This is a genomic window from [Flexibacter] sp. ATCC 35103 (genome assembly GCF_001975985.1).
Taxonomy (GTDB): Bacteria; Bacteroidota; Bacteroidia; order Flavobacteriales; family Flavobacteriaceae; genus Flavobacterium.
Genome location: NZ_MTQF01000003.1, coordinates 878,327 through 892,444 on the forward strand (window position 1 = coordinate 878,327; position 14,118 = coordinate 892,444).

Genomic DNA, 14,118 nt, shown 5'->3' on the forward strand with positions numbered 1-14,118 from the left:
GTTTAATCCGTCAGATTCATGTGCTGATTTTTTTTCTTATAAAGCGAAAATAGGCTTTTCTATATTTCTAATAAATCATTAAAAAATGGAATTTGTTATGAAAATGAGACTCGCATGAGGGATAGAGGCGGTATCTCGCTATTTAGAAAAACAAGGCTTTTAGCCGTAGTTTTTGTTAATAGGGAATAAAGCCGAAAGCCCGACCCGCTCCCGAGGCTTCGGGATGAGCGGGACATGCCATATTAATCATAAATATTTCCTTTATTTTTAAGCTCTTGTAGAATTATTACTTATTTTTACGATCTTATATTTAGATTTTTCTTGATGCAAACTCCACTAAAAATTGCTGTTGTAGGTTCTGGATTGGTAGGATCACTATTGGCAATTTATCTCAAAAAAGCAGGTCACACCGTTCATGTTTATGATCGTAGTCCTGATATTCGTAAAATTAATTTTTCGGGTCGTTCTATAAATTTAGCGATGTCTAATCGTGGATGGAAAGCGCTTGATGGCGTTGGAGTTGGCGATTCGGTACGGGAAATTGCGATTCCTATGGATAAACGAGCAATTCATTTGGTCGATAAACTCAATTTTCAGAACTACGGGCAGGAAGGTGAATCGATTTATTCGATCTCCAGAGGAACACTGAACCGTAAAATGATTGATCTTGCTGAACAAGCCGGAGCAGAATTTTACTTCGAGCAAAAAATCTGGGATGTAACGCTTAGTGATGCAACTTTGCATATTGGTGAAACCGAAAGAGGCGAGTGGGAAGAGATAAAATATGATATGGTTTTTGGTGCCGATGGTGCTTTTTCAAGAATACGTCATAGAATGCAGCGTCAGAGCATGTTTAATTATTCTCAGGAATTTTTGAATATGGGATATAAAGAATTGAATATTCCTGCAAACGCTGATGCAACTCATAAACTGGATAAAAATTCATTTCATATTTGGCCACGCGGCGAGTACATGTTAATCGCGCTTCCTAATTTAGACGGAAGTTTTACGTGTACATTATTTATGCCTTTTGAGGGTGAAAATTCATTTGCATCACTTACAGATCGAAAAATGGTGGAAGATTTCTTTGAGAAAAACTTCCCGGATTCGATTGAAGTGATTCCAAAATTAGCAGAAGATTTCTTTAAGAATCCAACAAGTACTTTGGTAACCATGAAATGTTTTCCCTGGACATATGAAAACAAAATTGCTTTGATTGGTGACGCTTGTCACGCGATTGTTCCGTTTTACGGACAAGGCATGAATGCCGGTTTTGAGGATATCACGGTTTTAAATGAAATGATCGAAAAGTATGGAGACGATTGGAAGAAAATTTTCTCAGAATATGAAATTTCACGTAAACCAAATGCTGATGCAATTGCAGAACTTTCGTATCGAAATTTTATGGAAATGAGTACTAAAACGGCTGATGAGAAATTCTTACTGCAAAAGAAAATTGAAAAAACATTCTCTGATAAACATCCTGATAAATGGATTCCGCTTTACAGTCGTGTAACTTTTAGTGATCGGCCATATGCCGAAGCTTTAGCTATTGGAGATTTTCAAAACGGAATTATGGAAGAAGTTTTAAGAACAGAAAATATCGAAAATATCTGGAACACTCCTGAAATCGAAAACAAGATTCTTGAGCTGTTGCAAAAAGCGTAATGTTTTTTTTGAACCATATAAGTTATATAAGTTCATTTAATTTATAAATAGGAAACCCTACAGATTTTTAAAATCTGTAGGGTTTTGTTTATTATACAATAAAACTTTTTAAACAAGAATAGCGATATGAGTTTATTCAATTTATACGCAAAGTTTTATATTGACTTATATAGCTTATATGGTTGGATTTTATTTACATTATTTCTTAAATATCTTGGATAAAACGCCAAAAACACCACGGATAAAAGTAGCACTCGTTACGACTTTCAAAACTGATTTTGTTACTACACTTGTTGTGCTTGGCTCAGATTTTGAAGATCTCGTTGGTGTTTGTTGCTCTTGTTCAGCAGTTGCCTGCGCTACATCTGCAATTTTTTTATTTAGGATTTCATACGCACTTTCTCGATCAATTTCTTCGGCGTATTTTTTAACCAATTTCGATTTGCTGTTTATGGCTTCTATTTCGTCAGAAGTTAAAACATCCATTCGGCTCATTGGAGCACGCATCATAGTAGCGACAAGCGGCGTTGGAATCCCTTTTTCGTTTAATGCTGTAACTAATGCTTCACCAATCCCCAAACTGGTCAATAATTCATCTGTTTTATAATATTGTGAAATAGGATAATTATCAGCTGTTTTTTTAATAGCCTGACGATCGTTTGCTGTAAAAGCTCTTAAAGCATGTTGAATTTTTAAACCTAATTGAGCCAATACACCACTTGGAACGTCCATTGGGTTTTGAGTTACAAAATAAATACCAACACCTTTAGAACGTATTAGTTTTACAATCGTTTCAATTTGTTCTAATAATACTTTGCTTGCTTCATTAAAAATCAAATGAGCCTCGTCTATAAATATGACCAATTCAGGTTGTGCAACATCTCCTTTTTCAGGCATTTGCTGATAAATTTCAGCCAATAAACTCAACATAAAAGTCGAGAATAATTTTGGTTTGTCTTGTATATCTGTCAAACGGATGATGTTTACATATCCTTTTCCGTTTTCATCAATTCGCATTAAATCATCAATTTCAAATGATAATTCTCCAAAAAACAAATCACCGCCCTGTTGTTCTAATTCTATTATTTTTCTTAAAATAGTTCCTGTAGTTGCAGTCGAAATTTTGCCATAATTTGCTGAGATTTCTTCCTTGCCTTCTTCGGTAATATAATTGATAACCTTTTTAATATCTCTTAAATCTAATAAAGGCATATTGTTATCGTTGCAATATTTAAAAATTACTGCGACAACCCCGGCTTGTGTGTCATTTAAATCTAAAATTCTTGAAAATAGAACAGGTCCAAATTCAGAAACAGTAGCTCGTAAACGAACTCCGTTTTGTTTTGATAAAGACATTAGTTCAACAGGAAATGATGCTATATTATAAGGTATATTTATTTTTGCATGTCGTTCTGTAATAAAGCCTTCTTCTTTACCTTCTTTAGCAATTCCGCTAAAATCCCCTTTTATATCCATCATCAAAACTGGAATTCCTGCATTTGAGAGCTGTTCTGAAAACACCTGAATAGTTTTGGTTTTTCCTGTTCCGGTTGCTCCGGCTATAAGTCCGTGGCGATTTAAGGTTTTTAATGGGATTTTGACATGAGCTTCAGCAAGTGGTTCCCTATCAAAAATGGCTCCTCCCAGTATTATGCTATCCCCTTTTGATGTATAACCATTGTTTATATCCTGAATGAAATTTTCTTTATTATTCATGTTTTTATTTGTAATTTAGATGATTATAAGAGTATTGCTTGGTTTTTTAACATTTTAAGCTCATTTTTTTTAGTAGGAAAAAACTATTTTTGATTGAAAATTATATAAAAAATTATTTCGCAACTTTTTAAGAAGATATCAAAGGAATGTTTGAATATTTACTAAAACGTTGTAATTTTCCCATTAATCGTCCCGTTTTTTGTTTTATCTAAAAAATGATGCCGGCAATTTAATGAGATATTTTTTAAATTGACGTTAAATTTCGTTCAATTAAATTAAAAAAAGTTTTTTTATTTAAACTAAACGTATAAATTTGCTCCTCTACAAGTTAAATATAACTAAAAAATAAAAATTATTTAAAACTATTAAAATTAAAAAAAATGGCAAACGTTAAAGTTAAAAAAGAAAGCACTTCAAATGGAGGAGGAATGATTACAGGAATCATTATTGTTGCGTGTATCTTAGTTGGGGTGTTTATTTGGAAAGTAATCATGGGAGATGCTGCTAACTTCGAAGGAGGTAATCCAGAAACAGGTCATCCGATCAATACATTAGGACAGGTTTATAAAGGAGGTTTTATCGTACCAGTATTATTAGGTATGTTTTTAATGGTTGTTGTTTTTTCTATTGAAAGATTTATCGTTATTGGTAAAGCAGCAGGAAAAGCTAACTTAGACAAGTTCATGAAAAGCGTTCAGGGAAATATTAAAGAAGGAAACATCGAGGCTGCAATCGCTTCATGTGACAAACAACAAGGTTCAGTTGCAAATGCAATTAAATCTGCTTTGATTAAATACCAAGACGTTAAAAAAGAAGGATTCAACAGTGAGGAAGCTGCAGAAGTAATCCACAAAGAAATTGAAGAGGCAACTTCATTAGAAATGCCAATGTTAGAAAAAAACATGACTATTATCTCTACTTTAGTATCTTTAGGTACATTAGGAGGATTATTAGGAACAGTATCAGGTATGATTAAAGCGTTTGGTGCGTTAGCTTCTGCTGGAACTCCAGACCAGGCTGCTCTTGCAACAGGTATTTCTGAGGCACTTATCAACACTGCAACAGGTATCTCTACTTCAATCTTAGCGATCGTTTCTTATAACTTCTTTACTGCTAAAATTGATGATTTAACTTACTCTATCGATGAGGCGGGTACTACAATTGTAAACACTTACAGAAGATTCAGAGGAAGTTTGAAACAATAATTAATTTTTGATTATTAATAATTACAATTAATTATATCAAATTAAAATAAAAGATAATGGCTAAAATAAAAATGAAAAAAAAGTCAACATCGACAGATATGACTGCCATGTGTGATGTTGCGTTCCTTTTGCTTACGTTCTTTATTTTGACCGCTACTGCTAAAGTGCCTGAAGCACTTCCTGTAGATATGCCTTCATCTGTTGCTCAAACTAAATTGCCGGATTCTGATCTAGCAATTATTACAATAGGAACAGGAAAAGATGGAAAAAGCAAAGTGTTTTTTGACATTAAAGGAAGAGAGATTCGTAAAAGAACTCTTGAAGGAATGGGTGCAAAATTCGGTGTGACTTTTTCAGAAGATGATAAAACTAAATTTGCTTTAATGGATGACTTCGGTGTGCCAATAACAAATTTGAAGCAAATCATTGACATGAAAGCGGCTGACAGAACTAAAGCTGATCAACCTGGAATTCCAATCGATTCGTTAGACAATCAATTAAAAGAGTGGCTTTTAGTTTCAAGAAGAGCTGCGATTGATCTTGATGATAAAGAATTGCAAATTGCGATAAAAGGAGATGCTAAAGAACAATATCCACAAATCAAAAAGATAATGGATATTTTACAAGATCAGAAAATCAATTCCTTTAACTTAGTTACAGGTACGAGAGGAAGAGACTTTTAATTAAAAAATATACACTAAAATGGCTGAATTAAATACCGGCGACGGTGGTGGCGGAAAAGGTGGTAAAGTAAGAAGTAAAAAGCAGAATTCTAAAGTCGATTTAACAGCGATGGTGGATTTAGCATTCTTATTGATCACATTCTTTATGTTAACCACATCGTTGTCAAAACCTCAATCAATGGATTTGTCATTGCCAGATAAAGAAGATGATCCAACAAAGAAAGTTGATACGAAAGTAGATGAGAATCGTACGATGACAGTTATGCTGGGTGGTGATAATAAAATGGTTTACTATATGGGATTGCTTGCAACTCCTAAAATTGGACCTAAAGATATCGCCTATGGTAAAGATGGAATTCGTAAAGAATTATTGACTCAGAAAAAAGCAGTTTTAGCTTATTCTACAGCTTTAGGGAAACCTAAAAATGGAATTATAGTTATTATTAAGCCAACTAAAAAATCAAATTATCGTAATTTGGTTGATATTTTGGATGAGATGGCTATTTCAGGTGTAGATACTTATGCTATTGTTCCTGAGTTTACTCCGGAAGAGACGAAATTAATAGATAAAAAACCAGAGTAATCTAGTTTTAATCCTTAATAATCAAGAAAAATGAAATTAGATATAATTAAAAATCAATGGCTTGATATCGTATTCGAAGGACGTAATAAGATATATGGGGCATATGAATTAAGAAAATCAAATAATAAGACTACTGTAAAGGCTCTTATTATTGGTTCGCTTATTTTCAGTGTTGCTGTTGCAGCTCCTCTTATTGCAAGCTTTTTACCAGATTCTGAAGAAGAAGTGGTAAATAACGATATTAAAATTGCTACAGTAAAATTACCTCCTAAGAAAGAGGAAATTAAGCCAAATCAACCACCACCACCACCACCACCACCAAAAGTGGACCAGGTTAAGTTTGTGAAACCGGTAGTTGCTAAAGCAAATGAAGTTACTGAAGACCCACCAAAAATTGTGGATCTTAAAGATAAAAAAGTTGGTAACGAAACTATCAAAGGAGATCCGGATGCAGTTTTAACTGTTGATGAGCCAGTTGGTAAAGGACCAGTTACAGAGATCATTCAGGAAGATAACAATGTTTATAATACTGCAGGTATCGAAGTAAAACCAGATTTCCCTGGAGGTATTGAAAAGTTCTACAAATTCGTAGGAAATAATTACAAGACTCCGGAAGAAGAAGGTTTAAAAGGTAAAGTTTATGTTACTTTTGTAGTTGAAAAAGACGGTTCATTAACCGACATTAAAGTTTTAAGGGATATCGGTTACGGTACAGGAGCAGAAGCAATTCGTGTTCTTAAAAAATGTCCAAAATGGACTCCCGGCGAGCAAAATGGTAAAAAAGTTAGGGTTCTTTACTCGCTTCCTATTACTATTCAATCTGCAGAATAATGTTAAAAGATAAGCTTAATAATATTCAGAAGAAATCGCTCAAAGAGCGATTTCTTCTTGTTTTAGGAATAATGTTTTTTTTGATATATCTTGTACTGGGTTTAATGATTATGTTCTGGGAAAAACTTCCATTAGATATGGAGCCTAAATACAGATATGCTTTTGGCGGATTATTGATCGTATACTCAGCAATTCGTTTTTTAAGATTAATTAATTCAAATGCAGAATAATTATGTTGAAATATGGTAAAATTGTAGCTTTCATAGTTTTTGTTTTTTTGTTTGCCATGTGCAACCAAAAAAGTAAAAATGAAGCTGATAATGAAACAATTTTAAAGGGATCAATAGACATTACTGTAGATGAAACAGTAAAGCCCATCGTAGAAGATATGGTGGCTGTTTTTGAAGGAACTTATTATGATGCAAAGATTTCTATAAAACCCAAATCTGAAGCGGAACTTATAAACGATTTGTTAAATCAAAAAGCAAAAGTTGCTGTTACAACCAGAGATTTGACTCAGGAAGAAAAAGCCAGATTCGAAAAAAGTAAAATCAATCCCAGAGTTACACTTTTTGCTAAAGATGCAATTGCTTTTGTTACTAATAAAGGCAATAATGATACATTAATTGCGTTGAAAACGGTAATTGATTTTATGCAAGGTAAATCAGATTCCGGAATAAAAGGTCTTGTGTTTGATAATCCAAATTCTAGTACGGTCCGATACATGAAGGAATTGGCTAAAGTGAAAGATATTCCTTCAAAAAATGTATTTTCTTTTAAAACTAATGACGAAGTTATTAAATTCGTTTCAGAGAATGACGGTATGATTGGTGTAGTAGGAGTAAACTGGCTTTATCAGCCATCTCCAAACATGCTCGATATTATAAAAAAAATAAACGTCATGAGCGTTAAGGGGCTAAATGATGATAAATATTACGATCCGACCCAAAATGATCTTGGAGAAATGAAATATCCTTTGGCACGTGATTTGTTTATTATAAATTGTCAGGGATATACTGGCTTAGGAATGGGCTTGGCTTCATTTATATCTGGTGACATTGGTCAGCGTATTGTTTTAAAATCAGGTTTATTGCCTATTAGAACTCCGGGAAGAAAGCTTAAAATTAGAAGTCAAATTATAAACGATAAAGAATAAATTAATTACAATTAAGATGAATAAATTTAAAATTTTTAGTCTTGCCTTAGTTGCTTCAGCTACTGTTGCAAAAGCGCAAGATATCAAAGAAGCTAAAAAAGCAATCGATGCTGAACAATTTCAAAAAGCAAAATCTTTGCTTAAATCAATCATCAAAGCAAAACCTTCTGATGGAGAAGCAAATTTTGTTTTAGGTAATGTATATTTAAATCAATCTATTGTTGATTCAGCTAAAATTTATTACTCAAACGGATTGCAGGCATCAGATAAAAAGAACTTAAATTATATTGGGTTAGGTCAAATAGATCTTGATAGCAAGAATGCTACTGCGGCTCAGGCTAATTTTGGTTTGGCTACAAAAGATATGAAACGTAAAGATGTAGAGGAATTTATTTACATCGGTAGAGCATATATTAACTCAACAAGTCCGGATTATACAAATGCAGTTGCTGTTTTAAAACGTGCCTTGTTAATTGAGCCTCAAAATGCAACTGCACTTTTGACAATTGGAGATGCTTATTATGGAGCAAACAATCAAAATGATGCTTACAAAGCTTACCGTGATGCATTTACTGCAGATCCAACACTTTTAAGAGCAAAAATGCAATTAGGAGTTTTATTAAAAGGTGCTAAATCTTATGAAGAAGCAATTAAATCTTTTAATGAAGTTATCGCATTAAATCCTAATTATGGTCCTGTTTACAGAGAATTGGCTGAAACATATTACAAATGGGGAAGAAACAAAACATCTACCGCTAAAGTTAATATGCAAAATGCAATTACAAACTACGAAAAATACCTAAGTCTTACAGATTACTCTTTAGATTCTAAAATGCGTCATGCAGATTTCTTAATCTTAGTAAAAGATTATAAAACTCTTGAGACTGTAGCAAACAAAATGATAGCTGAAGATAAAGTTAATCCTAGAATTTTTAGATATTTAGGATATGCTGCTTATGAAAACGGAAACGTTGATGTAGCAATTAAATCTATTGAAGATTTTATTAAAGTACCTTCAAATAAAGTAATTGGTAGAGATTATTTATATTTAGGTTTATCTAAAATTAAAAAAGGAACCAATGCTGAAGGAGTTGTAGATCAGGCTGCTTTTGATGCAGGTGTTGCAGATATTAAAAAAGCTATTGAATTAGAGCCTTTAGTAGTAGAAGAACTTGCTGATTTTGGAAAAGCTTTGTTTGGTAAAAAACAATATATTCAGGCAGCTTCTATCTTTGAACTTGGTGCTAGTAATGCAGAATCTAAAAATTATCTTGATGATTTAGTTTATTATGGTATTTCAGTTTATTACGGTAACGCTGGTAAAACTGCAGAAACTCGTGATACAGCTGCATTGCAAAAAGCGGATGCTACTTTTGATAAAGTTTTAACGGCTTCTCCTACTTATGATGAAGCGTATTTATACAAAGGAAGAATCAACAGTTTATTAGACAAAGATGATTTGATTATAAAAAACTATAATGAGTATTTGACTAAAACTACAGCTAAAGGTGCTGAAGAATTAGCGAAACCTGCTACTGTTAAAAAAGTTATTGAATCTTACAATGCAATTGGTGCTGCTTATGCAAATACTGACAAAGCAAAAGCAATTGAGTATTTCAACAAAACTTTAGTTTTAGATCCTGCAAATACATATGCTGCACAATCTGTAAAAGCTTTAAAATAATGTAAGATCTTTTATTAAATATAAAACCGATAGTTCAAAGAACTATCGGTTTTTTTTGTTCCGTATTTAATTGACTATCTTTGCACTTTAAATTGAAATAATGTTATCAAAAGAAATACAATTAGAAGTAAATAAAGGAGCTATGTTGCCTTTGATGGAAGAATTTTACACCATTCAGGGAGAAGGTTTTCATACAGGAACTGCGGCTTACTTTATACGAATTGGAGGTTGCGATGTTGGTTGTCACTGGTGTGATGTGAAGGAGAGCTGGAATGCAGAATTACATCCGCCAACGAGTGTTGATTTAATTGTAAATAATGCAGCAACCCACGCAGATACTGTTGTCATTACTGGTGGAGAGCCTTTGACTTGGGACATGACTTTATTGACTCAGGAACTAAAAAACAGAAATCTAAAAGTTCATATTGAAACTTCCGGAGCATATCCATTAACAGGAAGTTGGGATTGGATTTGTCTTTCTCCTAAAAAGAATAAATTGCCAACCCAAACCGTTTATGATAATGCACATGAATTAAAAGTGATTATTTATAATAAACATGATTTTATTTTTGCCGAAGAGCAAGCAGAATTGGTAAATGGGAACGCAATTTTGTTTCTACAGCCTGAATGGAGTAAAAAAGAAGAAATGACACCGTTAATTGTTGATTATGTGATGAACAATCCAAAATGGAGAGTTTCACTTCAAACGCATAAATATTTAAATATTCCTTAATTGCTATAAAAAAATCTCTTCGTTTGAAGAGATTTTTTGTTTGTGGTAAATAATACACAGTGTATAAAAAAGAAACATTTATTTTATTTCCAGTTTTTATATTTTTTTAAAGTAGTAATATGTGCTAAATGGTGATTTCCATGCCAGGCATAGGTTGCTATTAATTGTTTTATTTTATATTCTGAATTATTTTCAGGATGAATAAAAGATTTTTCTAGATTTTCATTGGATAAATTTCTCATAATATAAGCCAGTCTAAAATGTAAACCTTCCAGTAATGTTAATGTTGGTTGAATTGGCATGTTCAGATTATCGGGTAACTCAGACCATAGAGTTTCATCATATGGTTTTATTACCGGATTGTTCTCTGTCAAAGCCCATTTTATTCTAATGTAGCAATTCATATGGCTTTCGGCGCAATGATGAATAACCTGTCGAACAGTCCATCCATCTGGACGATATGGTGTGTTTAATTGTTCATCAGTTAAATGAATAGTTTCTTGTTTTAATCTTTTGGGAAAAGATTCAATCTCGCGAATTTTGTCTGAAATATATTCCAGGCTATATTCCTTCGGAAATTCAAATTTTCCTATTGGATACTTCAATTTTTCTAAATCTGATGCTTCCATGGTTGGTAAGTGTTATTTAAATCGAAAGTTTGGCTAAATAATCATAATGTTCACCTTCTAAAACCAGCTCGCATTTTAGCCCGTTTGCAATAGCAGCATTCTGAAGTGTGTTGTAATCCAGATATAACCAATCAAAAGGTTCTTCTTTTTCTCCTTTGTAAGAAATATTAAAAACAAGTTCGCCATAATAATCATTGTTAGACGGAATCCATTTTCCGCCATCTTCATCTTCATCAAACATATAAATAATGTCAGAACTATCTAATAAGATTTGTCCTCCTGGATTCAAAAGAGATTTTAGTTTAGATAAAAATTTATTACAATTTTCCAGTTTGCCAAAAATACCAACACCATTCATTAGTAAAATTATGGTATCGAATTTTTCTCCTTCAAAATCTAGTATATTTTGAACTTTTGCATTCTTCACGCCACGAAGTTTACACGTCTCAATTGCTTTTTCTGAAATATCGATTGATGTAACCTCTATATTGCGATCATTTTGCAATGACAAACTATGACTTCCGGCACCACATCCAACATCTAATGTTTTTCCAAAAGTCAGTTGCAGTGCTTTTTGTTCCAACTTTGGCATTTCATTGTAAGAGCGAAACAAATAATCTACGCTCATTTCGTCTTCTTCGGAAATTGTTGTTTCTGTAATGATGTCTTCCGGCGAATTATTAGTTTGAAAGTCAAACATCGCCTTTCCAAATAGATCTTTCATTGTATTTTATTTCAAAGTTTAGGGTTTCAAGTTTAAAGTTGTTTAATTTTGCAGATCAACTTTAAAAAGTAAACTTGAAACAAATTTTAAATAACTTAGATAAGTTAGCCAAAGATAAGCATATCGAAAACAAAAAGTATTTTGATAAGCTGAAAAAAAAACAGCCTAAAAATTTAGACTATATCATGCAGGATTTGCATGACGCCGAGTTTAAGAAAACAGATTGTTTAAAATGTGCTAATTGTTGTAAAACAACCGGGCCTTTATTTACTTTGGCAGATATTGAAAGGATCTCAAAATCTTTCAGGCAAAAACCACAACAATTCATCGACCAATATCTGCGAATTGATGAGGATAAAGATTATGTTTTAAAAAGTGTTCCGTGCACTTTTCTTGATAACGAGAATTATTGTATGATTTATGATGTTCGTCCAAAAGCCTGCAGAGAGTTTCCGCATACTGATCGTAAAAAGTTTAATCAAATTACCGATCTTACCTTAAAAAATGTTGCTATTTGTCCTGCAGCATATAATATAGTAGAGGAAATGAAAAAGAAACTTCCGTTGTAAAACACTAAAATTATTGTAATTGTTTTTAGAAGCAATTTGGTTTCATTTTTAAAATGTAATTTTGATTCAGGTGAAACCATTCCAATATAATAATAAATAAAGAAACTAAAATTTGAATTTAGAATATTTCATAGCCAGAAGACTTATTACTGCCAAAGATTATAAAAGCAGTATATCGGCGCCAATTATAAAAATCGCCATTTCGGCAATTGCTATTGGTATTATTATGATGATAGTCTCAGTTGCTACCGGAATTGGTTTGCAGCAAAAGATACGTGATAAAGTTTCTGCTTTCAACGGTCAGATTATTATATCAAATTATGATAATAACAATTCTGAAGTTACGTTAACTCCAATTTCAAAAAAACAGGATTTTTATCCCAATTTCAAATCAGTTCCGGATGTCAGTCATATTCAGGCAATCGCTAGTAAAGCTGGAATTATTAGAACAGAAAATGCTTTTGAAGGAATTGTTTTCAAAGGAGTAGGAGGAGATTATGATTGGAACAATATAAAAGAATATATTGTTGAAGGTAAAGTGCCTGATTTTTCTAAAACCCTAAACGAGGATGTTTTAATTTCAAGACTTTTGGCAGACCGTCTTAATCTGAAGGTAGGAGATAATTTCAATACATTCTTTATTAAAGAAGAACAAGGTAAAATGCCAAATAGTCGCCGATTTAAAATTGCGGGTATTTTTAATTCGGGATTTCAGCAATTCGATGCTACATATATAATAGGAGATATTCGTCATATTCAGCGAATCAACAAATGGGGTCCTGATCAGGTCGGGGCTTTTGAAGTATTTGTTAAAGATTTTGATAATATAAAAATCACAGGAAATCAGATATACGAGCAAACATCATCGAGTTTAGATACAAAAACAATAATCGAAAAATACAGTTATATTTTTGATTGGTTGCAACTCTTCGATTTTAATATTGTTGTTATACTCGGAGTTATGATTTTAGTAGCGACAATAAATATGGTTGTTGCTTTATTAGTACTTATATTAGAACGTACTCAAATGATTGGGATTCTAAAAGCTATGGGGGCAAATAACTGGACAGTTCGTAAAATATTTTTATACAATGCATTCTATCTTATTATAAGAGGATTGTTTTGGGGTAATTTAATAGGTATTGCGATTTTGTTAATTCAACAGCAATTTGGAGTAGTACAGTTAAATCCCGAAAACTACTATGTCAATCAGGCGCCGGTTTACTTAAACTGGGGATATATTGTACTACTAAATTTAATGACTATAACAGTTTGTTTTGTTGTGTTATTAATTCCGTCCTATATAATAACCAAGATTTCACCTGTAAAAGCCATTCGATTCGAATAAATAGCTATAAACCTTTACAACCCGACAGCTTGCTAAAACCTGTCGGGTTTTTGTTTTTTATACTTTATACATAAAGAGCAACATGATCGGCTGAGCGAAGTCGGAAGCCTTTAAGTTTTAGAATTTGGAATTTTGTTTAGAAGCTATTTCCCGCTCCCGAAGCCTCGGGACCGGCACAAAAGGATTTCCACTTCTATCGGAGCTAAGGTATAGGTTTTCATAAAAAGAGTCTTTATAGATAAGTATAGAAAAGAAACTTCGCGACTTCAAAGTAAACCATTGAGCCAGTATAAGAAAAGCTTACCGTCTTTGCGCCTTTGCGAGATTGAAAAACTCAGTAAAAATAGCTTTGTGCTTAGAGTCTTCATGGCAAACTAGTCCATAGTAATTAAATTCCTATTACAAATTAATCAATAAAGGTTTAAAAAATCTGTTAAGTCTACAAGAAAGGGAGTTTTTGGAAAGTGTATATTGCGAAAACGTGCTTTGTGTTAGGAAAGTCCTTATAAAGCTAAAAAAAGATCATGTTGTAAGTTTGGTGTTATCAGTATGTTAAGTAAAAGTTTTGAAAAACATTGAAATTATGCAA

The 14,118-nt window shown here is 32.6% G+C and carries 14 protein-coding genes; 11 read left to right on the forward strand and 3 right to left on the reverse strand.

Features of this window, described 5'->3' with window-relative positions; genetic code table 11:
• Nucleotides 1–324: 324 nt before the first annotated feature.
• Nucleotides 325–1,668: an NAD(P)/FAD-dependent oxidoreductase gene (locus BXU01_RS08030; RefSeq protein ID WP_055093621.1), complete on the forward strand. Its 1,344-nt coding sequence runs from the start codon at nt 325–327 to the stop codon at nt 1,666–1,668.
• 198 nt (nt 1,669–1,866) lie between these two features.
• Here the strand turns inward: BXU01_RS08030 and BXU01_RS08035 are convergent, their stop codons facing one another.
• Complete coding sequence (locus BXU01_RS08035; protein ID WP_083692680.1) at nt 1,867–3,384, reverse strand: helicase HerA-like domain-containing protein; 1,518 nt, start codon at nt 3,382–3,384, stop codon at nt 1,867–1,869.
• 380 nt (nt 3,385–3,764) lie between these two features.
• Between BXU01_RS08035 and BXU01_RS08040 the strand changes: the two genes are divergently transcribed.
• From BXU01_RS08040 to BXU01_RS08075, 8 genes are all read left to right on the forward strand, one after another.
• Entirely contained in the window at nt 3,765–4,589 is an 825-nt protein-coding gene (locus BXU01_RS08040) for a MotA/TolQ/ExbB proton channel family protein (protein ID WP_055093618.1), read from the forward strand.
• Between the two features lie 56 nt (nt 4,590–4,645).
• The gene (locus tag BXU01_RS08045) at nt 4,646–5,272 is read left to right on the forward strand and encodes a biopolymer transporter ExbD (RefSeq protein WP_056248914.1); all 627 of its coding nucleotides are present in this window, start codon (nt 4,646–4,648) and stop codon (nt 5,270–5,272) included.
• A gap of 19 nt (nt 5,273–5,291) precedes the next feature.
• Nucleotides 5,292–5,855 (forward strand): biopolymer transporter ExbD, encoded by a 564-nt coding sequence (locus BXU01_RS08050; RefSeq protein ID WP_083692681.1) that lies wholly within the window; start codon nt 5,292–5,294, stop codon nt 5,853–5,855.
• A 30-nt stretch (nt 5,856–5,885) separates the two neighbouring features.
• Nucleotides 5,886–6,686, forward strand: coding sequence for an energy transducer TonB (locus tag BXU01_RS08055; RefSeq protein WP_055093612.1), 801 nt, complete (start codon nt 5,886–5,888; stop codon nt 6,684–6,686).
• Entirely contained in the window at nt 6,686–6,916 is a 231-nt protein-coding gene (locus BXU01_RS08060) for a hypothetical protein (RefSeq protein WP_056248919.1), read from the forward strand. The genes BXU01_RS08055 and BXU01_RS08060 overlap by 1 nt, the downstream gene beginning before the upstream one ends.
• Nucleotides 6,917–6,918: 2 nt before the next feature.
• Nucleotides 6,919–7,842: a PstS family phosphate ABC transporter substrate-binding protein gene (locus BXU01_RS08065; RefSeq protein ID WP_083692682.1), complete on the forward strand. Its 924-nt coding sequence runs from the start codon at nt 6,919–6,921 to the stop codon at nt 7,840–7,842.
• Between the two features lie 16 nt (nt 7,843–7,858).
• Nucleotides 7,859–9,526 (forward strand): lipopolysaccharide assembly protein LapB, encoded by a 1,668-nt coding sequence (locus tag BXU01_RS08070; RefSeq protein WP_083692683.1) that lies wholly within the window; start codon nt 7,859–7,861, stop codon nt 9,524–9,526.
• Nucleotides 9,527–9,626: 100 nt separating this feature from the next.
• On the forward strand, nt 9,627–10,259 hold the full coding sequence (locus BXU01_RS08075) for a 7-carboxy-7-deazaguanine synthase QueE (protein ID WP_083692684.1): 633 nt from the start codon (nt 9,627–9,629) through the stop codon (nt 10,257–10,259).
• 83 nt (nt 10,260–10,342) lie between these two features.
• Here the strand turns inward: BXU01_RS08075 and BXU01_RS08080 are convergent, their stop codons facing one another.
• Both BXU01_RS08080 and BXU01_RS08085 read right to left on the reverse strand, forming a co-directional pair.
• Complete coding sequence (locus BXU01_RS08080; RefSeq protein ID WP_083692685.1) at nt 10,343–10,888, reverse strand: YfiT family bacillithiol transferase; 546 nt, start codon at nt 10,886–10,888, stop codon at nt 10,343–10,345.
• 16 nt (nt 10,889–10,904) lie between these two features.
• Nucleotides 10,905–11,612: a bifunctional 2-polyprenyl-6-hydroxyphenol methylase/3-demethylubiquinol 3-O-methyltransferase UbiG gene (locus tag BXU01_RS08085; RefSeq protein ID WP_083692686.1), complete on the reverse strand. Its 708-nt coding sequence runs from the start codon at nt 11,610–11,612 to the stop codon at nt 10,905–10,907.
• 74 nt (nt 11,613–11,686) lie between these two features.
• On the opposite strand from BXU01_RS08085, the gene BXU01_RS08090 reads away from it, so the two are divergent.
• Both BXU01_RS08090 and BXU01_RS08095 read left to right on the forward strand, forming a co-directional pair.
• Nucleotides 11,687–12,181 (forward strand): YkgJ family cysteine cluster protein, encoded by a 495-nt coding sequence (locus tag BXU01_RS08090; RefSeq protein ID WP_083692687.1) that lies wholly within the window; start codon nt 11,687–11,689, stop codon nt 12,179–12,181.
• Nucleotides 12,182–12,293: 112 nt separating this feature from the next.
• Nucleotides 12,294–13,529: an ABC transporter permease gene (locus BXU01_RS08095; RefSeq protein WP_083692688.1), complete on the forward strand. Its 1,236-nt coding sequence runs from the start codon at nt 12,294–12,296 to the stop codon at nt 13,527–13,529.
• The last annotated feature ends 589 nt before the right edge of the window (nt 13,530–14,118 follow it).

What these genes read in the sequence shown, in the direction of transcription:
- BXU01_RS08075 (WP_083692684.1), top strand. Translation starts at nt 9,627, where the DNA reads ATGTTATCAAAAGAAATACAATTAGAAGTAAATAAAGGAGCTATGTTG.
- BXU01_RS08060 (WP_056248919.1), top strand. Translation starts at nt 6,686, where the DNA reads ATGTTAAAAGATAAGCTTAATAATATTCAGAAGAAATCGCTCAAAGAG.
- BXU01_RS08085 (WP_083692686.1), bottom strand. Translation starts at nt 11,612, where the DNA reads ATGAAAGATCTATTTGGAAAGGCGATGTTTGACTTTCAAACTAATAAT.
- BXU01_RS08070 (WP_083692683.1), top strand. Translation starts at nt 7,859, where the DNA reads ATGAATAAATTTAAAATTTTTAGTCTTGCCTTAGTTGCTTCAGCTACT.
- BXU01_RS08050 (WP_083692681.1), top strand. Translation starts at nt 5,292, where the DNA reads ATGGCTGAATTAAATACCGGCGACGGTGGTGGCGGAAAAGGTGGTAAA.
- BXU01_RS08040 (WP_055093618.1), top strand. Translation starts at nt 3,765, where the DNA reads ATGGCAAACGTTAAAGTTAAAAAAGAAAGCACTTCAAATGGAGGAGGA.
- BXU01_RS08080 (WP_083692685.1), bottom strand. Translation starts at nt 10,888, where the DNA reads ATGGAAGCATCAGATTTAGAAAAATTGAAGTATCCAATAGGAAAATTT.
- BXU01_RS08030 (WP_055093621.1), top strand. Translation starts at nt 325, where the DNA reads ATGCAAACTCCACTAAAAATTGCTGTTGTAGGTTCTGGATTGGTAGGA.
- BXU01_RS08035 (WP_083692680.1), bottom strand. Translation starts at nt 3,384, where the DNA reads ATGAATAATAAAGAAAATTTCATTCAGGATATAAACAATGGTTATACA.
- BXU01_RS08065 (WP_083692682.1), top strand. Translation starts at nt 6,919, where the DNA reads ATGTTGAAATATGGTAAAATTGTAGCTTTCATAGTTTTTGTTTTTTTG.
- BXU01_RS08045 (WP_056248914.1), top strand. Translation starts at nt 4,646, where the DNA reads ATGGCTAAAATAAAAATGAAAAAAAAGTCAACATCGACAGATATGACT.
- BXU01_RS08055 (WP_055093612.1), top strand. Translation starts at nt 5,886, where the DNA reads ATGAAATTAGATATAATTAAAAATCAATGGCTTGATATCGTATTCGAA.